This window comes from Capillimicrobium parvum, assembly GCF_021172045.1.
Taxonomy (GTDB): domain Bacteria; phylum Actinomycetota; class Thermoleophilia; order Solirubrobacterales; family Solirubrobacteraceae; genus Capillimicrobium; species Capillimicrobium parvum.
This window is the reverse complement of record NZ_CP087164.1, coordinates 3595743-3617535: the sequence shown is the minus strand read 5'-3', so window position 1 is coordinate 3617535 and position 21793 is coordinate 3595743. Positions and strand designations below refer to the sequence as shown.

18 protein-coding genes are annotated in these 21793 nt (G+C 72.8%); 14 read left to right on the top strand and 4 right to left on the bottom strand.

Going from position 1 to position 21793, the window contains the following annotated elements; genetic code table 11:
• Positions 1–27: 27 nt before the first annotated feature.
• Genes DSM104329_RS17640 through DSM104329_RS17625 form a run of 4 tightly spaced genes read left to right on the top strand, consistent with a single transcriptional unit; the run spans position 28 to position 4671 of the window.
• A complete protein-coding gene (locus DSM104329_RS17640; protein ID WP_259311163.1) occupies positions 28–843 on the top strand; it encodes an MraY family glycosyltransferase in 816 nt (271 codons plus the stop codon).
• Positions 836–2569, top strand: coding sequence for a CTP synthase (locus DSM104329_RS17635; protein ID WP_259311162.1), 1734 nt, complete (start codon positions 836–838; stop codon positions 2567–2569). Before DSM104329_RS17640 ends, DSM104329_RS17635 begins: the two co-directional genes overlap by 8 nt.
• Entirely contained in the window at positions 2550–3692 is a 1143-nt protein-coding gene (locus tag DSM104329_RS17630; RefSeq protein ID WP_259311161.1) for a M20/M25/M40 family metallo-hydrolase, read from the top strand. Before DSM104329_RS17635 ends, DSM104329_RS17630 begins: the two co-directional genes overlap by 20 nt.
• Before the next feature lie 13 nt (positions 3693–3705).
• Positions 3706–4671 carry a DMT family transporter gene (locus DSM104329_RS17625; protein WP_259311160.1) on the top strand — a complete coding sequence of 322 codons (966 nt, stop codon included), beginning with the start codon at positions 3706–3708 and terminating at the stop codon, positions 4669–4671.
• Between the two features lie 3 nt (positions 4672–4674).
• Here DSM104329_RS17625 and DSM104329_RS17620 read toward each other — a convergent pair whose 3' ends face one another.
• Positions 4675–5901, bottom strand: coding sequence for an acyl-CoA dehydrogenase family protein (locus DSM104329_RS17620; protein WP_259311159.1), 1227 nt, complete (start codon positions 5899–5901; stop codon positions 4675–4677).
• A 96-nt stretch (positions 5902–5997) separates the two neighbouring features.
• Between DSM104329_RS17620 and DSM104329_RS17615 the strand changes: the two genes are divergently transcribed.
• Both DSM104329_RS17615 and DSM104329_RS17610 read left to right on the top strand, forming a co-directional pair.
• Positions 5998–6939: a DUF3866 family protein gene (locus tag DSM104329_RS17615; RefSeq protein WP_259311158.1), complete on the top strand. Its 942-nt coding sequence runs from the start codon at positions 5998–6000 to the stop codon at positions 6937–6939.
• Positions 6936–7481, top strand: coding sequence for an NUDIX hydrolase (locus tag DSM104329_RS17610; RefSeq protein WP_259311157.1), 546 nt, complete (start codon positions 6936–6938; stop codon positions 7479–7481). Before DSM104329_RS17615 ends, DSM104329_RS17610 begins: the two co-directional genes overlap by 4 nt.
• On the opposite strand, the gene DSM104329_RS17605 is transcribed toward DSM104329_RS17610, so the two are convergent.
• Positions 7456–8022 (bottom strand): GNAT family N-acetyltransferase, encoded by a 567-nt coding sequence (locus DSM104329_RS17605; protein WP_259311156.1) that lies wholly within the window; start codon positions 8020–8022, stop codon positions 7456–7458. The genes DSM104329_RS17610 and DSM104329_RS17605 overlap by 26 nt on opposite strands.
• A 70-nt stretch (positions 8023–8092) precedes the next feature.
• Between DSM104329_RS17605 and xerD the strand changes: the two genes are divergently transcribed.
• From xerD to DSM104329_RS17585, 4 genes are all read left to right on the top strand, one after another.
• Positions 8093–9034 (top strand): site-specific tyrosine recombinase XerD, encoded by a 942-nt coding sequence (gene xerD, locus DSM104329_RS17600; RefSeq protein WP_259311155.1) that lies wholly within the window; start codon positions 8093–8095, stop codon positions 9032–9034.
• Between the two features lie 12 nt (positions 9035–9046).
• The gene (locus DSM104329_RS17595; protein WP_259311154.1) at positions 9047–10186 is read left to right on the top strand and encodes a phosphopentomutase; all 1140 of its coding nucleotides are present in this window, start codon (positions 9047–9049) and stop codon (positions 10184–10186) included.
• A 76-nt stretch (positions 10187–10262) separates the two neighbouring features.
• Positions 10263–11117: a bifunctional DNA-formamidopyrimidine glycosylase/DNA-(apurinic or apyrimidinic site) lyase gene (mutM, locus tag DSM104329_RS17590; RefSeq protein ID WP_259311153.1), complete on the top strand. Its 855-nt coding sequence runs from the start codon at positions 10263–10265 to the stop codon at positions 11115–11117.
• Between the two features lie 93 nt (positions 11118–11210).
• Complete coding sequence (locus DSM104329_RS17585; protein ID WP_259311152.1) at positions 11211–12107, top strand: DMT family transporter; 897 nt, start codon at positions 11211–11213, stop codon at positions 12105–12107.
• Here the strand turns inward: DSM104329_RS17585 and DSM104329_RS17580 are convergent.
• Positions 12060–13523, bottom strand: coding sequence for an amino acid permease (locus DSM104329_RS17580; RefSeq protein ID WP_259311151.1), 1464 nt, complete (start codon positions 13521–13523; stop codon positions 12060–12062). The two genes, DSM104329_RS17585 and DSM104329_RS17580, sit on opposite strands and share 48 nt — an antisense overlap.
• 88 nt (positions 13524–13611) lie before the next feature.
• Between DSM104329_RS17580 and lysS the strand changes: the two genes are divergently transcribed.
• Positions 13612–16965: a lysine--tRNA ligase gene (lysS, locus tag DSM104329_RS17575; protein ID WP_259311150.1), complete on the top strand. Its 3354-nt coding sequence runs from the start codon at positions 13612–13614 to the stop codon at positions 16963–16965.
• Here the strand turns inward: lysS and DSM104329_RS17570 are convergent.
• Positions 16943–17197 carry a glutaredoxin family protein gene (locus DSM104329_RS17570; RefSeq protein ID WP_259311149.1) on the bottom strand — a complete coding sequence of 85 codons (255 nt, stop codon included), beginning with the start codon at positions 17195–17197 and terminating at the stop codon, positions 16943–16945. The two genes, lysS and DSM104329_RS17570, sit on opposite strands and share 23 nt — an antisense overlap.
• A 44-nt stretch (positions 17198–17241) precedes the next feature.
• On the opposite strand from DSM104329_RS17570, the gene recO reads away from it, so the two are divergent.
• From recO to DSM104329_RS17555, 3 genes are all read left to right on the top strand, one after another.
• Positions 17242–17949, top strand: a complete 708-nt coding sequence (gene recO, locus DSM104329_RS17565; RefSeq protein ID WP_259311148.1) for a DNA repair protein RecO — start codon at positions 17242–17244, stop codon at positions 17947–17949.
• 131 nt (positions 17950–18080) lie between these two features.
• A complete protein-coding gene (gene ppdK / locus DSM104329_RS17560) occupies positions 18081–20687 on the top strand; it encodes a pyruvate, phosphate dikinase (protein WP_259311147.1) in 2607 nt (868 codons plus the stop codon).
• 89 nt (positions 20688–20776) lie between these two features.
• Positions 20777–21775: a deoxyguanosinetriphosphate triphosphohydrolase gene (locus DSM104329_RS17555; protein WP_259311146.1), complete on the top strand. Its 999-nt coding sequence runs from the start codon at positions 20777–20779 to the stop codon at positions 21773–21775.
• Positions 21776–21793 lie beyond the last annotated feature (18 nt).

Sequence of the window (21793 nt, the reverse complement as noted above, 5' to 3'; positions counted from 1 at the left end):
CGCGCTCCCGGCTACCGTCAGGGACCAGTGGAAGTGCTGCCGTTCGCCGTCTCGCTGCTCGCCGCGCTGGCTCTCGCGCCGGCCCTGCAGCGCTCCCTCGTCGACGGCGGCTTCGTGCGCGAGAACTACCGCGGGGCGCGGATCGCGTTCCCCTTCGGCGTGCTGATCGTGTTCGCCGCGGTCGTGGCGCTCGTCCCGCTCGCGCCCATCGACGAGCTCGCGGACGCCGGCATCCTGCGCCCCGAGCTCGGCCTCGTCGCGCTCTACGCGCTCGGCGTCGCGTTCCTCGGGCTCGCCGATGACGCGCTCAGCGGCCCGTCGCGCGGCTGGCGCGGCCACGGCGCCGCCGTGCTGAGCGGCCGCTTCAGCACCGGCGCGCTGAAGGCGGTCGGGTCCCTGGGCCTCGCGCTGCTCGTCCTGCGCGGCCGCGAGGACTACCTGCTCTCGGTCGCCGTGCTCGTCCTCTCGACGAACCTCTTCAACCTGCTCGACCTGCGCCCCGGGAGGGCGGTCAAGGCGTTCGTGCTCCTCGGCGCGGGCCTGACCCTCGGCGCCTGGGACGCGGACCCGCTGTGGGCGCTCGGCCTGTTCGCTGCACCCGTCCTGGTCGCCGGCCTCTACGACCTGCGCGAGCGGGCGATGCTCGGCGACACCGGCTCGAACCTCGTGGGCGCCCTGGCCGGCCTGTGGCTCGTGCTCACGCTGTCGACGACCGGCCTCGCCGTGGCGGCGGCGGTCCTGCTGGGCATCACGGCCTACGGAGAGTTTCGTTCGCTGAATGCGCTCGTGGAGCGCGCTCCCGTCCTCAAGCACCTAGACTCGATCGGAAGACCGCATGCCTAGTCCCCGCTCCACGCGAACGCGCTACATCTTCATCACCGGCGGGGTCGTGTCGTCCCTGGGCAAGGGGATCGCCGCGGCCTCGATCGGCCGGCTGCTCGTCAGCCGGGGCCTCACCGTCGGCCTCCAGAAGTTCGACCCGTACATCAACGTCGACCCCGGGACGATGTCGCCATACCAGCACGGCGAGGTCTTCGTCACTGAGGACGGCGCGGAGACCGACCTCGACCTCGGCCACTACGAGCGCTACACCGACGTCAACACGACCCGCGCGTCGAACGTCACCGCGGGCGGCATCTACAACGCGGTCATCCGGCGCGAGCGCCGCGGCGACTACCTCGGCGGCACCGTGCAGGTCATCCCGCACATCACCGACGAGATCAAGAACCGCATCAAGCTGATCGGCGAGACGTCCGACGTGGACTTCGTGATCACCGAGATCGGCGGCACGGTCGGCGACATCGAGTCGCTGCCGTTCCTGGAGGCGATCCGCCAGTTCCCGGTCGAGGTCGGCCGGCGCGACGTGATGTTCATCCACCTCACGCTCGTGCCCTACATCGGCCACGCCGGCGAGCTGAAGACGAAGCCGACGCAGCACTCGGTCAACGAGCTGCGCCGCATCGGCATCCAGCCGGACATGCTGCTCTGCCGCTCGGAGTCCGAGCTCGACGGCGACATCCGGCGCAAGATCGCGCTGTTCGCCTCGCTTCCCGTCGCGGCGATCATCTCCGCCAAGGACGTCGACAACATCTACAAGGTGCCGCTCTGGTACGACGCCGAGGGCGTCGACGACTTCATCCTCGACCACTTCGGCCTCGAGGAGGTCCCCGAGGCCGACCTGACCGGCTGGGAGTCCCTCGTGCGCCGGGCCGACGAGGCGACGACGCCGGTGCGCATCGCGCTCGTCGGCAAGTACGTCCAGCTCGAGGACGCCTACCTGTCGGTCAGCGAGGCCCTGCGCCACGCCGGCTTCCAGCACGGCTGCCAGGTCGAGATCGACTGGATCGACTCCGAGACGCTCACCGAGTCGACCGCGCGCGAGCGGCTGCGCGGCCACGACGGCATCCTCGTGCCCGGCGGCTTCGGCGGGCGCGGCATCGAGGGCAAGATCCTCGCCGCCCAGATCGCGCGGGAGGAGGGCATCCCGTACCTGGGCATCTGCCTCGGGATGCAGATCGCCGTGTCCGAGTTCGCTCGCAACGTCGCCGGCATGGAGGGCGCGAACTCCACCGAGTTCGACCACGAGACCGAGTGGCCGGTCATCGACCTGCTGCCCGAGCAGCGCGATGTCGCCGATCTCGGCGGCACCATGCGTTTGGGCGCCGACCCCGTGAAGCTCCACGACGGCACGCGGGCGCGCGAGATCTACGGCGAGGCGGTCATCTACGAGCGTCACCGCCACCGCTACGAGGTGTCGCTGAACCTCCGCAAGCGGCTCGAGAAGGCCGGTCTGGTCTCGAGCGGCACGTCGCCCGACGAGCGCCTGGTCGAGGTCATCGAGCTGCCCGAGCACCCGTTCTTCGTCGCCTCCCAGTTCCACCCGGAGTTCAAGTCGCGGCCGGAGCGCCCGGCGCCGCTGTTCCGCGAGTTCGTGGCGGCCGCGCTCGGGCGCGCGGGCGGCCTGGACGACGCGTCGGAGGGCCAGGGCGAGATGCGCCTCAGCGACGCCCGTGGCGGCGACCGCGCGGCCGCCCCCGTGCCCGGGGACCGTGCTGGCTCGCCCGACTGACGCCGAGCGGCGGCGTCTGCACGGGCTCTTCGCCGAGCTGTGCGCCATCGACAGCCCGTTCGGGCACGAGCAGGCCTGCGCGGACCGCGTGGAGGCCGAGCTGCGGCGAATCGGCCTGGACGTCGAGCGCGACGACTTCGGCAACCTCCTGGCGCGCGTCCCGCCGCCCGCCGGCTCCGAGCGCTGGCTGCTCATGTGCGCCCACCTCGACACGGTGCCGCGCCTGGACCCGTCGACCCCGATCGAGCCGGTCGAGGTCGACGAGGGCTGGGAGAACGCGCACGCCGACATCCTCGGCGCCGACAACAAGGCCGCCGTCGCCGCGATGCTGCTGACCGCCGAGCGCGCGGCGAACGACGGCAGCCCGGTCGGGCTCGAGCTGCTCTTCACGCTGCAGGAGGAGAACGCGCTCGTCGGCGCCAAGGCGTTCGACGTGGGGCGGCTGCGCTCGCGGTTCGGCTACGTCTACGACCACGCGACGCCGATCGGCGAGATCGTCCTCGCCTCCCCGACCTACTACCGCTTCGAGGCGACCTTCCACGGCCAGGCCGCCCACGCGGGGATCCGGCCCGAGGACGGGCGCAGCGCGATCGTCGCCGCCGCCCGGGCGATCGCGTCGCTGCGCCTGGGCCGCATCGACGACGAGACCACCGCGAACGTCGGGACGATCCACGGCGGCGTCGGCGGGACGAACGTCGTGCCCGAGCACTGCCGCTTCGTCGGCGAGGTCCGGTCGATCGACGACGCGAAGGCCGAGGCGCTGGTGACCGAGACGATCGAGCGCATCCACGCGGCGGCCAACGAGCCGACGTGCGACGTCGACGTCGACGTGTCGGTCGCCCGGCTGTTCTCCGGCTACCGCCACCGGCCCACCTCGCCCGCCGTCGGCGCGGCGGAGGAGGCGCTGCGCGCCTGCGGCTACGAACCCGGCCACATCCACTCCGGCGGCGGCTCGGACGCCAACGCGTTCGAGGCCGCCGGCCTTCACTGCGTGTGCCTGGCCAACGGGACGCAGCGCAACCACGAGCCGACCGAGCGCGTCAGCTTCGACGCGCTGGAGGGCATGCTCGCGGTGTCGTTCGCGCTGTTGGCCACGGCGGTGGCCGTCGACGCGCCGGCGTGAGCGGCGGAGGATCGTGGCCTCACACGGGAGCCACTCGACCGCGCTCGGCCTGACCGCCGCGTTCGTCACCGGCATCGTCTTCGCGCTGCAGATCTTCCTGACCGGGCGGCTGCGCAGCCACCTCGGCTCCGCCGAGATCGCCGGCAGCGTGAACAACCTCGTGGGCCTGGTCGCGCTGCTGTGCGTGTCGGCCGTGTGGCGCATCCCGCAGCGGGCGCTGGCCCAGATGCGCGAGAGCGGGCTGCGGCCACGGTGGTGGCACCTGCTCGTGGGGCTGAGCGGCGCCTACTTCATCACCGTCAGCTCCGAGGCGGCGCCGGAGATCGGCGTGGCGCTGCTGTTCGTCGCGGTCGTCGTGGGGCAGGTGTTCGGCGCGCTCGTCGTCGATCGCATCGGCCTGGCGCCCGGCGGCAAGCGACCGGTCACCGCCGCGCGCGTCCTGGCCATCGCCCTGGCGCTCGTCGCGGTGGCGCTCGGGGCGATCGGCGCGAACGGGGACCCGAAGCTCGGGCTTCTCGCCCTCGTCGTGGTCGCCGGGGTGGGGGTCGCGATCCAGCAGGCGGGACTCGGCCACATGACCCGCGTGAGTGGTCAGCCGATCGCGTCGGCGCTCGTGAACTTCCTCGTGGGCACGACGGCACTCGTCGTCGTGACCGCGATCCTCACCGGCTTCCAGCCGCCCAACGGCTGGTCCGCGCCGCCCGAGGACTGGGTCGGTGGCTTCCTCGGCGCCGCCATCGCGGCCACCCTCTCCAAGCTCGTGAGCCTCTTCGGCGTGCTGCCGGTCATCCTCGGCCTCGTCGCCGGCCAGACGACGGGCGGTCTGCTGATCGACCTGTTCGAGCCGTCGAGCGGCCACACCGTGAGCGCACAGACGGTCGTCAGCGTCGCGCTGACCATCGCCGCCGTGGCGGTCGCCGGCATCGCCGGCACGCGCGCCGCCCGGCAGCGCCGGCCGGAGTGCGTGCCCGGCGACTGACCGTCAGACCACGGCGGCCTGCGCCTCGACCATGTACTGGCGCAGCTCGCGCCGCGCGATCGACAGCTTGTGCACCTCGTCGGGGCCGTCGGCCAGCCGCAGCGTGCGCACGTGCGCGTACATCTTCGCCAGCGGGAAGTCGTCGGTGACGCCGCCGCCGCCGTGGACCTGGATCGCGCGGTCGATGACCTTCAGCGCGAGCGTCGGCGCCGCGACCTTGATCGCCGCGATCTCCGTGCGCGCGTGCTTGTTGCCGACCGTGTCGATGAGCCACGCGGTCTTCAGCGTCAGCAGGCGGATCATCTCGAGGTCGATCCGCGACTCGGCGATCCAGTCGATGACGTTCGACCGCGTCGCCACGGGCGCGCCGAACGTCTCGCGCGCGAGCGCGCGCCGGCACAGCGCCTCGAGCGCCCGCTCGGCCGCGCCGATCGTCCGCATGCAGTGGTGGATGCGTCCCGGGCCGAGCCGCGCCTGGGCGATCATGAAGCCGTCGCCCTCGCCGGCGAGCAGGTTGGACGCCGGCACGCGGACGTCCTCGAACGTCACCTCGGCGTGGCCCTCGGCGTCGATGTAGCCGAACACCGGGAGGTTGCGCACGATGGTCACGCCGGGCGTGTCGCGCGGCACGAGGATCATCGACTGCTGCTTGTAGGTGGGGCCGTCCGGGTCGGTCTTGCCCATGACGATGAAGATCTGGCAGCGGTCGCGCATCGCGCCCGACGTCCACCACTTGCGCCCGTTGAGGACGTAGTCGTCGCCGTCGCGCTCGATGCGCAGCTGGATGTTCGTGGCGTCCGAGGAGGCGACGTCCGGCTCGGTCATCGCGAACGCCGAGCGGATCTCGCCGTCGAGCAGCGGCCGCAGCCAGCGCTCCTTCTGCTCCTCGGTCCCGAACTGCGTCAGGACCTCCATGTTGCCCGTGTCCGGCGCGGCGCAGTTGATCGCCTCGGGCGCGATGAAGCTGCGGCCGCTGATCTCGGCCAGCGGGGCGTACTCGTTGTAGGTCAGGCCGGGGCCGTACGCGGGGTCGGGGTGAAAGAGGTTCCAGAGGCCGCGGGCGCGCGCCTCCTCCTTGAGCTCCTCCATCACGGCCGGCTGTCCGTGCGGGTCGTCGCCCGCGTGCAGCTGCTCCCCGTAGACGGACTCGGCGGGGTAGACGCGCTCATCCATGAACGCCTCGAGGCGCTCGCTGAACTCGCGGCAGCGTTGGGTGGGTTCGAAGTCCATGGCCAGACCGTAGACCAAGTTGAATCCGGATTCAACTTCGCCGGCGTAGGTCTGTGGAGAAGTACGGAGACGTGTTGGGGCGGTACCGTCGCGCCCGTGCTCGAGCTGCGCCGCGCCTCCGTGACCGCCGCCGACGGCGCCTGGCTGCAGACCGACCTGGGCCCGGCGTGGAGCGACCCGGCGCTGCACCCGCCGGCGCAGGTGGGCGACGACGTCGTCGTCAACGTGCAGGCGCGCGGGCTCGGCCTCGGATCGGGCGGCTACGACGTCGTCGCCGTGAACCTGACCCGCGGGCTGGAGGCGGCCGATCGCTCGGGCGCGCACGTGATGAAGCTGAACTACACGCCGCTGCAGCACGCGGTCCACGCGGCCGACGGCGACCCGCTCGCCGCCCGCGGTCCCGTCGCCGTGTTCGGCGCGCACGGCCAGCTTCCCGCGCTCGCGTGGGCGTTCGGCCAGGCCGCGCCCGGGGCGCGGCTCGGCTACGTGCAGACGGCCGGCGGTGCGCTGCCCGGCCGGCTGTCGCGCACCGCCGGTGAGCTGCGCGAGGCGGGCCTGCTGGAGGTCCACGTCACGGCGGGGCCGGCATACGGCGGCGAGCTCGAGGCGATCACGACCGCCGGCGGGCTGTGCGCCGCCCTCGAGCGCTGCGACGCGGTCGCGTGCGGGCCGGGGCCGGGCATCCTCGGCTCGGGGACCGCGCTCGGCCACGGCGGGCTTGCGGCGCTCGACTCGGCGCACGCCGCGCTGGCGCTCGGCCTCCCGACGCTCGTCGTGGCGCGGATGTCGAGCGCCGACCCGCGCCAGCGCCACCGCGGCCTCTCGCACCACACGCGGACCGTGCTCGAGATGCTGCTGGCGCCGGTCATCGTCGCGCTGCCGGAGGGCCAATCGGCGCCGGACGACCGCCACGACTGGCGGGTCGCCTCGGGCGCGCTGGACGGCTACCCGTGGCCGCTGCGCTCGATGGGCCGCGACGACCCGCTCTTCTTCGCCGCCGCCGCAGCCGCCGGGCGGGTCCTAGCCTCCGGGCGATGAGCGAACGCGATTTCGAGGCCGCCGGTGAGCCGCGGACCGTCTGGGAGGGCAAGGTCGTCAGCGTCGACGAGGTGGCGTTCCGCTTCGTCGAGGACGGCGCGGTCGTGGAGCGCGAGATCGTGCGCCATCCCGGCGCCGTCGCGACCATCCCGCTCGAGGACGACCACGTGTGGCTCGTCGTGCAGCCCCGGCAGGCGGTGGGGGAGGCGGACATGCTCGAGATCCCGGCCGGCAAGCTCGACGTCGAGGGCGAGTCGCCCGAGGCCAACGCCCAGCGGGAGCTCGCCGAGGAGGTCGGCAAGCGCGCCGAGCGCTTCGAGCACCTGAAGTCGTTCTACACGAGCTGCGGCGTGATGGACGAGGAGATCCACATCTACCTCGCCACCGGCCTCTCGGACGCCGGCGCCGACGCCGACGAGGAGGAGCGCATCGAGGTCGTGGCCTGGCCGCTGGACCGCCTCGACGACGCGATCGCCCGCTCCAAGGACTCCAAGACGCTCATCGGCCTGCTCCTGCTCAAGGAGCGTCTGGCCGGTCGCTGAGCGGGCGCGGCCAGTCGGCCGCCTGCAGCTCGTAGACGACGTGATCGACCCAGCGGTCGCCCACGCGCTCGACGCCCCGCAGGACGCCCAGCTCGCGGAAGCCGAGGCGCTCCGGGATCGCGCGGCTGCGCGCGTTCTCGGGCGCCGCGCGGATCTCGATCCGCTCGAGCCGCCACTCGCCGAAGGCGTGCACGACGCACGCACGCACCGCCCGCGTCGCCAGGCCGCGGCCCTGGGCGTCGCGCGCGAGCCAGTAGCCGATCGACGTGAACCTCCGCGGCCAGTCGATGGTGTGGAAGCCGGCCGAGCCGACGATCCGCCCGCGCTCGACGATCGCCAGCTGCAGGCCGTCGTTCGCGGCGGCCTGGCGCTGCGCGGTGCGCAGGAACTCAAGCGTCTGGGCGCGACCCTGGCGCGGCGCCCAGGGCAGCCACTCCGACAGGTGGTCGCGGTTGGCCTCGATGGCGGCGTGCAGCTCGTCCGCGTCGCTCTCGGCGAACGGGCGCAGGACCGCGTCGTCGCAGATGGGCCAGGGCTCCACGCGGGGCAGTGTTCCTGATCGGCGCCTTGCAGGCACAGGGAACGCCGGCGCACGGGCGAATCCGGCTGGCGTGACAGCCACCGCGCAGCCCCGAGCCTTCGAGCCCCTCGTCCTCGACTTCCTGGCCTACCTGGAGTTCGAGCGCGGCCTGTCGCGCAACACGCTCGAGGCCTACCGGTCCGACCTGCTGCAGGTCGGAGCGTGGATGCGCCCGCGCGGCGTCGACGTCATGAGCGCCACGCACGCCGACCTCGCGGCGTTCCTCACCGACCTCGCCACCGGCGACCCGCCCGAGCGCGCCCCGGCGGCGAACGCGACGCTGCAGCGCAAGGCCGCGTGCCTGCGCTCGTTCTACCGCCACCTGCGCCGCGAGGAGATCCTCGACCACGACCCGACCGCCGACCTGCGGGCGCCGCGCAAGGATCAGCGGCTGCCCAACGTGCTCAGCCGCGACGACGTCGCCCGGCTGCTGGCGGCCCCGCGGGGCACGGACCCGGCCGCGCTGCGCGACCGCGCGCTGCTGGAGCTCATGTACGCGTGCGGGCTGCGTGCGTCGGAGGCGATCGGGCTCACGCTCGCCGATCTCGACCTCGAGGCGGGAGTGCTGCGCGCGGCCGGCAAGGGCTCCAAGGAGCGCCTCGTGCCCATCGGACGGGAGGCGGTCAACGCGGTGCGGATCTACGTCGAGCGCGGCCGGCCGGCGTTCGTCGGCCTGGCGCCTGAGCCGCACCTGTTCGTCAACCAGCGCGGGGCGGGGCTCACGCGCCAGGGGCTGTACAAGATCGTCCAGCGCCATGCGCGCGCGGCGGGCCTCGACGACCGCATGAGCCCGCACACGCTGCGCCACACCTTCGCCACGCACCTGCTCGCCGGCGGCTGCGACCTGCGCTCGCTGCAGGAGATGCTCGGGCACGCGGACATCGCCACGACGCAGATCTACACGCACCTGTCGGCCGACCGGCTCAAGGACGTGTACTTCGCGGCGCACCCGCGCGCCACGGTCGCCCATTAGCATCGGGCGGGAATGAGGCGTGCCGCGGTCGTGGTCATCGATGCCTGCGGCGCGGGGGCGCTCCCCGACGCGGGCGAGTACGGCGACGCGGGCACGAACACGCTCGCCCACCTCGCCGAGGCGGTCGGGGGACTCGACCTGCCGGTGCTCGGCTCGCTCGGGCTCGGCTCGATCCTTCCGCTGCGCGGCGTGGCACCGGCCGCCGCGCCCGTCGTGCACGGCCGGCTGGCCGCGCAAGGCCACGGCAAGGACTCGACGGCCGGGCACTGGGAGCTCATGGGCGTCGTCTCCGAGGCGCCCGCACCCACGTATCCGGCGGGCTTCCCGGACGAGGTGGTGGACGCACTGCGGCGCGCGACCGGGCACGAGTTCGTCGCGAACCGGCCCGCGAACGGCATCGCCGTGCTCGATGACTTCGGCGAGGAGCACCTGCGGACCGGGGCGCTGATCCTCTACACGTCGCAGGACTCGGTGCTCCAGATCGCGGCGCACGTGGACCGGGTCGCGCCGGACGAGCTGTACGCCGTGTGCGCCGCGGCGCGCGAGCTGGTCGACGTGGGGCGGGTGATCGCGAGGCCGTTCGAGGGGCGCCCGGGCGACTTCCGCCGCACGGCAGGGCGCCGCGACTTCGCCCTCGCCCCGCCGCGGGAGTCCTACCTCGACGCGCTGCGCGACGCGGGCGTGGCGGTGCACGCGGTGGGCAAGGTCGACGACCTGTTCGCGGGGCGCGGGATCGACCGGGCCCATCCCGGCGCGACGAACGAGGCCGCGCTCGCCTCGACGGGCCGGCTGCTGCACGAGCTCGAAGGCGGGCTGATCTTCACGAACCTCATCGAGACCGACCAGGTCTACGGGCACCGCAAGGACGTCGACGGCTTTCACCGCGCGCTGCGCGAGATCGACGCCGAGGTGGGGCGCTGGATGGCGCAGTTGCGCCGCGACGACCTGCTGATCATCACCGCCGACCACGGCTGCGACCCGGCGGCGGCGCACTCCGATCACACGCGTGAGCACGCGCCGCTGCTGGCGGTCGTGCAGCCGGACCGGCCGGGCTTCCGGCACGACGGCGCGCTGGCCGACGTCGGCGCGACGGTGCACAGGTGGCTGGCGGGCGCCGACGCGGCGGGCCTGCCGGGCCGCGCCTTCATCTGAGCGCCGAGTTGCGCTTCGTGTCCACCCCTCGGACACAAAGCGCAACTCGCCGCGGGGACTACGCTCCAGCGCGCCCATGCCCGAGCTTCCCGAGGTCGAGACGATCCGCCGCCAGCTCGCGCCGGTGGTCGAGGGTCGCACGCTGCGCGAGCTGCGCATCGACGACGCCCGCTGGTGCCGGCCGCTCGCGCCCGCCGAGCTCAAGGCCGCCGTCGAAGGCCGCCGCGTCGAGCGCCTGGACCGGCGCGGGAAGTACCTCGTCTGGGCGCTCGAGGGCGACGCGTTCCTGCTCGCCCACCTGCGCATGACCGGCACGCTGCTCATCGATCCGCCGCCCGGCACCCGCTACGAGCGCGTCCGGTGGCGCTTCGCCGGCGACGACGACGGCCCCGACATCGCGTTCTGCGACCCGCGCCGCTTCGGCACCGGCGAGCTCGCGCTGGGCGGCGACGCGCTCGACGCGTTCTTCGCCGCCCGCGTAGGCGTGGAGCCGCTCGGACCCGAGTTCACCACGGACGCCATGTGCGCCGCCGCCCGCGGCCGCCGCGCGCCGATCAAGGCGGTGCTGCTCGACCAGCGGCGCATCGCCGGCGTCGGCAACATCTACGCCGACGAGGCGCTCTTCCGCGCGCAGATCCACCCGCTGCGGCCCGCGGGCACGGTCAGGCGCCCGCAGCTCGACGCCCTGCGCGGCGCGATCGTCGAGGTCCTCAACGCCGGGATCGGCGCCGGCGGCGCGACGATCGACGACTTCCGCCACGCCGACGGCGTCGAGGGCGCCTTCCAGAACGAGTTCCTCGTGCACCGCCGCCGCGGCGAGCCGTGCCCGCGCTGCGGCACGGAGATCGTGAAGTTCGTCGCCGCGGGCCGCGGCACGTACGCCTGCGAGCACTGCCAGCGCCCGCCGCGCGGCGTGCGCCGTCACAGGTAGACGCACGGGGGCCCGCCTCCCGCCGGGCAGCGGCTGCACGCCCATCTTGGAGGCCGCGGGCCGGCGTCGGAGCCCCTAGTAGCCTCCCGGCGCGTGGACATCGGCCTCGCGCTCCTCGCCGCGCTGTTCTTCGCGCTCGGCACGGTCCTGCAGCAGAAGGGCGGCCTGGACGAGCCGACCACCGGATCGGGCGCCGGCCTGCTCGTCCAGATGGCCAAGCGGCCGGTCTGGCTGGCCGGCATCTGCTGCGACGCGATCGGCTTCCTCTGCCAGTTCGCGGCGCTGTCGATCGGCCGGCTGGCGGTCGTGCAGCCGCTGCTCGTCTTCAGCGTCGTGTTCGCGCTGCCGCTCGGCGCGCGCCTCACGGGACAGCGCGTCCGGCGCATCGACGTGGTCGCCGCCGTCGTCGTCACCGTCGGGCTGATCGCGTTCCTGACGATCGCCAACCCGTCGGGCGGACGCGACGACGCGCCGCTGCGCGAGTGGCTGATCGCCGCCGGGGCCTGCGCGGTCGTCGTGATCCCGCTCCTGATGGCGTCCCGGCGGCTGGCGACCGCGCCGAAGGCCGCCGTCCTGGGCACGGCGACCGGCGTCCTGTTCGGGCTGAGCGCCGCGCTCACGGACGTGACCGGCCACCGCTTCGACGACGGCGTGCTCGAGGTCTTCACGAGCTGGCCGCTGTACGCGCTGATCGTCGTCGGCTACATCTCGATGACGCTCAGCCAGATGTCGTTGAACACCGGCGCGCTCGCCCCCGCGGTCGCCACGCAGATGGCGTTCGACCCGATCGTCAGCGTCGTGCTCGCGGTGACGCTGCTGCAGGAGTCGCTGCACGAGACGACGCTCGGCTGGATCGCCACGCTGATCGCGCTGGGCGCCGCGCTGGCGGGGATGGTCGTCCTCGCCCGCACGCAGGAGGGAACGGTGGTCGCCAAGCCCGGCTCAGGCAGCGCCGTCGCCGGGACCGCCGCCGCCCCCGCCGGCGGCTAGCGCCGCCATCCGTGCGCTGCTGCGCGGCTTGGCGTAGGTGAAGAAGATCAGGAGCCCGATCAGCAGCCACACCACCAGGCGGATCCACGTCGTGACCGGCAGCGTCGCGATGAGCCCGACGGAGCAGACGATCCCGGTGCCGGCGACCAGATGCACGGCGGGGACGCGGAACGGCCGCTCGAGGTCCGGCCGGCGGCGGCGCAGGATCACCACGCCGGAGCACACGATGAGGAAGGACAGCAGCGTGCCGATCGAGACGAGGTCGCCGAGGACGTCGATCGGCAGCAGGCCGGCCACGATCGCGCCGGCCACGGCGCACAGCAGGGTCGCCTGGCCGGGCGTCTGGAAGCGTCCACTCACCTTGCCGAGCCGGTCGGGCAGCATCCCGTCGGAGGACATGCGCATGAAGATGCGCGTCTGCCCGTAGAACGTGACCAGCACGGTCGCGGCCAGGCCGACCACCGCGGCGATGTTGATGATCGTCTCCAGCCAGTCCAGCGACGAGCCGGCCGAGCGCACCGCCTCGGCGAGCGGGTCGGGGACGTTGAGCTGGTGGTAGTCGACCATCCCCGTCATGACGGTCCCGATCGCCACGTAGAGCAGCGTCGAGACGATCACGGTGCCGAGCAGCCCGATCGGGATCGTGCGCCGCGGGTTGCGCGACTCCGCCGCCGCCGTCGACACCGCGTCGAAGCCGACGTAGGCGAAGAACACGACGCCGGCCGCGCGCAGGATGCCGGTCGCGCCGAACTCGCCGAACCCGCCCTCGTTGGGCGGCACGAACGGCTTCCAGTTCGACCCGGCGACGAAGAACACGCCGACGCCGATGAACAGCGCCAGCGCGCCGAGCTTGAGGGCCACCAGCGCGTTGTTGGCGCGGGCCGACTCGCGCGTGCCGAGGTAGAGCAGCCCGCACGTGAGGAAGACGATCGCCATGGCCGGGACGTTGACGACGCCGCTGCCGTCCCCGAACGGCGGATCGACGAGCGCGTCGGGCAGGTGGATCCCCGCCGACCGCAGCATCGAGTCGAAGTAGCCCGCCCAGCCGACCGCGACCGTCGACGCGGCGAAGAGGTACTCCAGGAGCAGGTCCCAGCCGATGAACCAGGCCAGGAAGATGCCGAACACCGCGTACGCGTACGAGTACGTGGACCCGGCGGCCGGGATCATCGACGCCAGCTCGGCGTAGCAGAGCGCCGTCACCCCGGCGGCGAGTCCGGCGATCAGGAACGAGAAGACGACCGCGGGCCCCGCGTACTGCGCCGCGGCCTCGCCGGTCGTCACGAAGATCCCCGCGCCGACCACCGACGCGATCCCCAGCGCCGTGAGGCTGACCGGCCCCAGCGCGTTCGAGTCGAGCCGTGTCCGGTCGTGCTCGGCCTGAGCGACGATCGCGTCGAGGTTTCCGTTCGCCACGCGCGGATCCTGCCAGTCGGTGCGGCGGGACCGACCGCTCAAGTTCCGCGGCGTGACGGCCGAAGCACCTGCGAGCATGTCCGACCCCGTGAGCACCATCGACGAGTCCGCCGCCGAGTCTGCCTCCTTCCAGGAGAGCGAGCGGGCGCACCGCCTTCAGAAGCTCGATGCGCTGCGGGCGCGCGGCATCCAGCCGTATCCCGCGCGCTTCGATCGCGACACGACCGCCGCCGTCCTGCACGAGCGCTACGGCGACCTCGCTCCGGGCGCCGACGCCGGCGTGGTGGTCAAGGCCGCCGGGCGCGTCATCGGCCTGCGCCGTCACGGCGGGCTGGACTTCGCCGACCTGCGCGACGAGACCGGCACGATCCAGCTGCTCGCCGACCGCAGCGTGCTCGGCGACGGGATCCTGCGCGACTTCGCCGACCTCGACCTCGGCGACTGGGTCGGCGTGGAGGGGACCGTGGTGGTCTCCCAGCGCGGCGAGCTGTCGATCCGGCTCGCCGGGTTCGAGCTGCTGTCCAAGGCCCTGCGCCCGCTGCCCGACCTGCGCCACGGCCTGACCGACGCCGAGACGCGCTACCGCCAGCGCTACCTCGACCTCATCGCCAACGAGCGCACGCGCCAGATCTTCGACATCCGGTCGAAGGTGATCGCCACGACGCGCCGGGTGCTGACCGAGCGCGGGTTCCGCGAGGTCGAGACGCCCGTCCTCCTGGGCCAGGCGGGCGGTGCCGCGGCGCGGCCGTTCTTCACCCACCACAACGCGCTCGACCTCGACATGACGCTGCGCATCGCGCTCGAGCTGCCGCTCAAGCGCCTGATCGTCGGCGACATGAACCGCGTGTTCGAGATCGGCCGGGTCTTTCGCAACGAGGGGCTCGACACGCGCCACAACCCCGAGTTCACCGAGCTCGAGGCCTATCAGGCGTTCGGCGACTACCACGACATGATGGAGCTCACCGAGGCCATCGTCGCGGCCTCGGCGATGGACGCCCTCGGCACGACGGTCGTGCAGATCGAGGGCCGCGACGTCGACCTCAAACCGCCGTGGCGCCGCGCGACGATGGCCGAGCTCATCAAGGAGAACGCGGGCGTCGACATGCACCCGTCGATGCCGGTGCAGGACGCGCGCGCGATCGCCGACAGGCTCGGGGTCGAGTGGCTCGAGGTATGGGGCTCGGGCAAGATCATGAGCGAGGTCTACGACGCGAGCTCCGAGCACCTGCTCGTCGAGCCGACGTTCGTCATGGACCACCCGCGCGAGACCTCGCCGCTGGCCAAGGCGCACCGCGACGACCCCGCGCTGGTGGAGCGCTTCGAGTTGGTGGTCGCGGGCCGCGAGCTGGCCAACGCCTACTCCGAGCTCAACGACCCGGTCGACCAGGCCGAGCGGTTCCGCGCCGAGGCGGTGCTGCAGGCGGGCGGGGACGCCGAGGCCGAGCCCGTCGACGACGACTACGTGCAGGCGCTCGAGTACGGGCTGCCACCGACCGGCGGGCTCGGGATCGGCATGGACCGCCTGGTCATGCTGCTCACCGGCGTCGAGACGATCCGCGAGGTCATCCTCTTCCCGACGCTGCGGCCGGAGGCGGGCGCGCCCGAGGCGCAGCCGGCGGCGGACGGCGCGGGGGTCACGCACGTCGCCGCCGAGGCGGGGGAGGCCGGCGTCATCGAGCCGCCCGCGCCGCCGCACGCCGTCGAGCCGCCGACCTTCCGGGCGCCCACCCGCCGGCCGGTGTCGCTGAAGCCGCTGTCGTGGCTGACGGGGATCGTCGGCCTGTTGTCGCTGCTGCCCTCGATCCCGCTGATCGACTGGTCGTTCGGGATCGGCAACCTCCTCGACCGCCCCAGCCGCGCGGTGACGTTCGTCATCTCGGTCGTCATCGGCATCGGGCTGATCGCGGTCGCCCGCCAGCTGTACCTGGGGCGGCGGCGGGCGTGGTACATCGCGGTCGCGCTGTTCGGCGTGGCGGCGGTCGTGCACCTCCTCAAGGGCCCCGACCCGATCCCGCTGCTCGTCGACCTGGCGATGCTCTTCGCCCTGCTGTGGTACCGGACCGACTTCCGGGCGCGCAGCGATCCGGGCTCGCTCGCCGACGTGCTGATGTTCGTCCCGCTGTACGTCGCGGTCGTGCTCACGTTCGGCTTCGCCTCGTTGCTGACCCAGGCCAACCACCTGGAGCCGCGGCTCGGCATCGGCGGCGGGCTGAAGACGATCTTCGGCGGGCTCATCGGCCTCAACGGGACCTACACGTACAAGCGGGAGCTGTTCAACGACTTCTTCCCGACCGCGCTGCTGGCGCTCGGCATCGCCGGCGCGCTGATCCTGCTCTACCTGCTGCTGCGGCCGCTCGTGCAGAAGGTGCCGCCCGACGAGTCCGCGCGCCGGCGCGCGGACCAGATCGTGCGCGCCTACGGCCGGGACACGCTGGCGTACTTCGCCCTGCGCCGCGACAAGAGCTACTTCTTCTCCTCCGACGGCCGCTCGCTGATCGCATACGCGTACGTGCGCGGGCATGCGATGGTCGCCGCGGACCCGGTCGGGCCGCCCGAGGACACCGGGCGCACGCTCGACGAGTTCCTCGAGTTCTGCCGCGGCAACGGCTGGAGCGTCGCGTTCCTCGCCGTGCGCGAGGCGGACGCCGAGCTCTACCGCGAGCGGGGCATGCACGTCCTGTACCTCGGCGACGAGGCGGTCCTGCACCCGGACGAGTTCCGGCTCGAGGGGCGGCGCATGAAGGCCGTGCGCGAGGCGGTCAACCGCGTCGGGCGCGAGCACAGCTTCGAGCTGCTGCACGAGGACCAGGCGCCGCCGGAGCTCGTCGCGCAGCTCAACGCGATCAGCGAGATGTGGCGCCAGGGCGCCGAGGAGCGCGGGTTCACGATGGAGCTGGGCGAGGACGTCAAGGGCGTCAACCCGGACTTCCGCATCGCGCTGGCCCGCGACCGCTCGGGCGAGCCCGCCGGGTTCCTGCGCTTCATCCCCGCCTACGACGCGCAGGAGATGGGCTACTCGCTCGACCTCATGCGCCGCAAGCCGGACTCCGAGAACGGCCTGACCGAGTTCCTCATCGCGAACGCCGCGGTCGCGCTGCGCGAGGAGGGCGTCAAGCGGCTGTCGCTGAACTTCGCCGCCTGGGGGCGCCTGCTCGACAGCGCGCAGGACGCCGGCGTGTGGGGCCGGGTCGAACGGCGGATCGCGCGCGGCCTGAACCCGTTCTTCCAGATCCAGTCGCTGCGCGACTTCAACGCGAAGTTCTATCCCGAGTGGCTGCCGCGGTCACTGGTCATCGACGACCTGGGCGCGCTGCCGAAGGTCGCGCTGCTCTACGCCAGCGTCGAGGGCTTCCTGGAGGTGCCCGTCGTGGGCCGGTTCTTCGTGCCGCCGGTGCGGGCGGCGGCGACCGGGGAGGCGGCTACGCCGCCAGCAGCTCGCTGAGCCGGCCGCTGCGGTCGGCCTGGACGAGCTCGCGGAACCCGCCGACGACCTCGCCGTCGATCACGATCTGCGGGAAGCTCATCATGCCCGTCTTCTCGTGCAGCGCGACCCGTCCAGCCGGGTCCTTTGCGAGATTGATCTCCTCGAATGCGATGCCGCGCTTGGAGAGCAGGGCCTTGGCCTGCGAGCAGAAGGAACAGGGGTCGGTGGAATAGACGATGACGCGATTCATTACTTCACTAAGTATAGCGAGGGGGTGAGCCGGTTCCCGGTCAGGTGAAGACGGAGGCGATCGTCCTACGCTCCATGCGCTACGGCGAGGCGGATCGCATCCTGCACCTCTACACCGAGGATCGCGGGCGCGTCAGCGCGATGGCCAAGGGCGTGCGCCGCGCACGCAGCCGCTTCGGCGGTCGCCTCGAGCCCTTCTCGCGGGTCGCGCTGTTGCTGCACGAAGGCCGCAGCGACCTGATGACGGTCACCGGCGCGGACACCGTCGCGGCGCACCGCCGGCTGCGCGACAGCGCCGCGACGCTCGACGCGGCGGGCCGTTCGTGCGACGCGGTCTCCCGCCTGTTCGAGACCGCCGACCCCCATCCGCCCGTCTACCACCTGCTCTGTCACGAGCTCGCGCTGCTCGACGCGGACCCGGCCGCCGCCACACTGGCCAACCAGCTCGCGTTCCGGATGAAGCTCCTGCTCGCCGCGGGCCTCGCGCCCCAGCTCACGGCGTGCGCGAGCTGCGGCGAGCGCGAGCACCTCACGGGCTTCTCGGGCGCCGCCGGCGGCGTGGTGTGCGGCGCCTGCGAGGCCTCGGCCTTCCCGCTCGACGAGGAGGCCCACCGGTTCATGACCGACTCGATCGGCCGCACGCTGCGCGAGGCTCCGGACGCGTCCCCGCGGGCGCTGCGCCAGGCCGAGCGGGCGATCCGCGAGACCGCCGAGCATCACGCGCACGTGCGGCTGCGGGCCGCGTCGGCGTAGTCCGGCCGCGCCCGCCCGCGCTTCTCCGCTCGCCGGGTGTGCGCCGGCCGATCCGTGACCCGCCGCGCTGTCGGTGGATGCAATCCCGACGGTGGATACATTGCCACGGCGCGACCGGGTACTGTCCCGCCATGCGCTGGGTCTACGACTTCTCCGAGGGCTCGCGCGACATGCGCGAGCTGCTGGGCGGCAAGGGCGCGAACGTCGCCGAGATGACGCGGGTGCTGGGCGCCGAGCGCGTGCCGGCCGGGTTCACCATCACGACCGAGGCGTGCGTCGCCTACATGCGCGACGGTCGCGCGCCGGACGGCATGGACGAGCAGGTCCGCAAGGCGCTTCACCGCCTGCAGGAGCACGCCGGCAGGACGCTCGGCGATCCGTCGGACCCGCTGCTCGTCTCCGTGCGCAGCGGCGCCCGCGAGTCGATGCCCGGGATGCTGGACACCGTCCTGAACCTCGGGCTCAACGACCGGTCCGTCGAGGGCCTGGCCGACAGGACCGGCAACGAGCGCTTCGCCTGGGACTCGTACCGCCGCTTCGTGCAGATGTTCGGCAACGTCGTGCGCGACGTCGAGGGCGAGCGCTTCGAGGACGAGATCAAGCGCGTCAAGCGCGAGCGCGGGGTCCAGCTCGACACCGACCTCGACGTCGACGCGCTGCGCGAGCTGACGCGCTCGTTCCAGGGCTTCTACGACTTCCCGCAGGACCCGGCGGCCCAGCTCGAGCAGGCGATCCGCGCCGTCTTCGACTCCTGGACCGGCGACCGCGCGGTCACGTACCGCCGCATCAACCGCATCCCCGACGACTGGGGCACCGCGGTCAACGTCCAGCAGATGGTGTTCGGCAACAAGGGCGACACGTCGGGCTCCGGCGTCGCGTTCAGTCGCGACGAGGTCACCGGCGCGCCCGAGCCCTCCGGCGACTTCCTCGCCAACGCGCAGGGCGAGGACGTCGTCTCCGGCGTGCGCAACACCCGCGACATCGCCGAGCTGCGCGACTGGCAGCCCGAGATCCACGAGCAGCTCACCGGCATCCTGCGCACGCTCGAGGCGCACTACAAGGACATGCAGGACTGCGAGTTCACCGTCGAGGAGGGGCGCCTCTACATGCTGCAGACGCGCAGCGCCAAGCGCCCGGCCCAGGCCGCCGTGCGCTTCGCGGTCGACGCGGTGGGCGAGGGCCTGCTCGCGCGCGAGGAGGCGATCGCCACGATCGACGCCGAGAAGCTCGACGCGCTCCTGCACCCGACCTTCGACCCGGACGCCGCCTACACGATCCTCGCGCAGGGCGTCGCCGCTTCGCCCGGCGCCGCGAAGGGCGCGGTCGTCTTCACGGCGAGCGAGGCGGTCGAGGCCGGAGAGCGCGGCGAGGGCGTCATCCTCGTGCGGCCGTTCACCGAGGCCGACGACGTCGCCGGCTTCCACGCGGCCAAGGGCATCCTCACGAGCGAGGGCGGCAAGGCCAGCCACGCGGCGCTCGTCGCCCGCGGCATGGGGGTGCCGGCGGTGACGGGCGCCAGCGACGTCGAGATCGATCTCGCCACCGGCGAGGCCCGCGTGGGCGACACGGTCCTGCACGCCGGCGACCTGATCGCGATCGACGGCACGACCGGCACGCTGACGGTCGACGACGTCCCGCTCGTCGAGCCCGAGGTCTCCGAGCACTTCGAGACCGTCCTCGCCTGGTGCGACGAGCTGCGCCGCCTCGGCGTGCGCGCGAACGCCGACACGCCCGACGACGCCCTCCGCGCGCGCGAGTTCGGCGCCGAGGGCATCGGCCTGTGCCGCACCGAGCACATGTTCCTCGGCGAGCGCCAGCAGCTCATGGCCGACGTCATCCTCGCTGACGACGAGGAGGGGCGCCGCGCGGCGCTGGCGAAGCTGCGTCCGCTCCAACAGGAGGACTTCGCGGGCCTGTTCGAGGCGATGGAGGGCCTGCCGGTGACGATCCGGCTGCTCGACCCGCCGCTGCACGAGTTCCTCCCGCACCGCTCGGACGTCGAGCGGGCGGTGGAACGCGCGCGCGTCGAGTGCAGCGAGGATCTCGTCACGCTCGAGCACACCCTCGAGCGGGTGCGCGCGCTCGAGGAGGTCAACCCGATGCTCGGCATGCGCGGGGTGCGCCTCGGCATCGTGTATCCGGAGATCTACGAGATGCAGGTGATCGCGATCGCCCGCGCGGCGAAGGCGGTCTCACCGGCGCCGCACCTGGAGATCATGATCCCGCTCGTCGGCTACGAGCGCGAGCTCGAGCTCATGCGCGGCCTCGTAGAGCGCGTGGCCCACGACGAGGGCCTCGAGCGTGGGCGCGACTACAGCGTCGGCACGATGATCGAGCTGCCGCGGGCGTGCTTCATCGCCGACCACATCGCCACGCAGGCCGACTTCTTCTCGTTCGGCACGAACGACCTGACCCAGACGGCGCTCGGCTTCAGCCGCGACGACATCGAGGGCAAGATCCTCAGCCGGTACATCGACACGCACATACTCGACCGGTCGCCGTTCGAGACGATCGACACGCCGGGGGTGGGGCAGATGCTGCGCATGGGCGCATGGCTGGGCCGCCAGGGCCGCGCCGACCTCAAGCTCGGCATCTGCGGCGAGCACGGAGGCGATCCGGACTCGATCGACTTCTTCCACCACAGCGGGCTCGACTACGTGTCGTGCTCGCCGTTCCGGGTGCCGATCGCCCGGGTCGCCGCCGCGCAGGCCGCGATCGCCGACGGGCCGGCGATCTGAGGCCACGCCGGCGCCTGGCGGCGGCGGCATGTTCCACGTTCGTCACAACATACCCGACGGGGGTACTCATCGACCGGTATCGTCATCGCGTGAACATCGCCGACCGCCAGCGCGCCTTCGAGGACGCCTTCCTCGGCCCCGGGGCGGTGCGGTCCTACCCGGCGCGTCGTGCCTACGCGGAGGACGACTCGCCGGTCCGCACCCCGTTCCAGCGCGACCGCGACCGCATCGTGCACTCGAAGGCCTTCCGGCGGCTGAAGCACAAGACCCAGGTCTTCGTGGCCCCCGAGGGCGACCACTACCGCACCCGGCTGACCCACACGCTCGAGGTCACGCAGGTCAGCCGCACCGTCGCGCGGGCGCTGGCGCTCAACGAGGACCTGGTCGAGGCGATCGGGCTGGGGCACGACCTCGGTCACCCGCCGTTCGGCCACATCGGCGAGGAGGCCCTGGACCGCTGCCTGCGCGAGCGCTTCCCCGGCCACCCGGGGTTCCGGCACTTCGAGCAGTCCCTGCGCGTGGTCGACGTGCTGGAGGCGCTGAACCTCACCGAGCCCGTGCGCGACGGCATCCTGCGCCACTCCTCGCGGATGGAGCCGCCGGCCTCGCTCGAGGGGCGCATCGTGCGGCTCGTCGACCGCATCGCCTACATCAACCACGACATCGACGACGCGGTGCGCGCCGGGGTGCTGGCCGAGCGCGACCTGCCGGTGCAGCCGATCGAGGCGCTCGGCCCGACCGGGGCGAGGCGGATCGACGCCCTGGTGCGCGACCTCGTCGAGCACTCCGAGCGGGCCGGCGACGTCGTGCAGGGACCGGTCGCCGGACCGGCGATGGACGCGCTGCGCACGTTCATGTTCGAGCGCGTGTACCTGGCTCCGCCCGCCCGCGACGAGCACGTCAAGATCGAGCGGGTCGTCACCGAGCTGTTTCACCACTTCGCCGAGCATCCCGGCGAGCTGCCGCCCGCGGCGTCGCCGGACGACGACGTCGCCCGCCGGGTCTGCGACTGGATCTCCGGGATGACGGACCGGTACTGCCTGCGGGTGTACACCGACCTCACGGTGCCGCGCGCGTTCGCCAGCTGACGGAGCACGTGGCCCAGC

What these genes read in the sequence shown, in the direction of transcription:
- DSM104329_RS17635 (WP_259311162.1), top strand. Translation starts at nt 836, where the DNA reads ATGCCTAGTCCCCGCTCCACGCGAACGCGCTACATCTTCATCACCGGC.
- DSM104329_RS17620 (WP_259311159.1), bottom strand. Translation starts at nt 5,901, where the DNA reads ATGGACTTCGAACCCACCCAACGCTGCCGCGAGTTCAGCGAGCGCCTC.
- DSM104329_RS17610 (WP_259311157.1), top strand. Translation starts at nt 6,936, where the DNA reads ATGAGCGAACGCGATTTCGAGGCCGCCGGTGAGCCGCGGACCGTCTGG.
- DSM104329_RS17595 (WP_259311154.1), top strand. Translation starts at nt 9,047, where the DNA reads ATGAGGCGTGCCGCGGTCGTGGTCATCGATGCCTGCGGCGCGGGGGCG.
- mutM (WP_259311153.1), top strand. Translation starts at nt 10,263, where the DNA reads ATGCCCGAGCTTCCCGAGGTCGAGACGATCCGCCGCCAGCTCGCGCCG.
- DSM104329_RS17570 (WP_259311149.1), bottom strand. Translation starts at nt 17,197, where the DNA reads ATGAATCGCGTCATCGTCTATTCCACCGACCCCTGTTCCTTCTGCTCG.
- ppdK (WP_259311147.1), top strand. Translation starts at nt 18,081, where the DNA reads ATGCGCTGGGTCTACGACTTCTCCGAGGGCTCGCGCGACATGCGCGAG.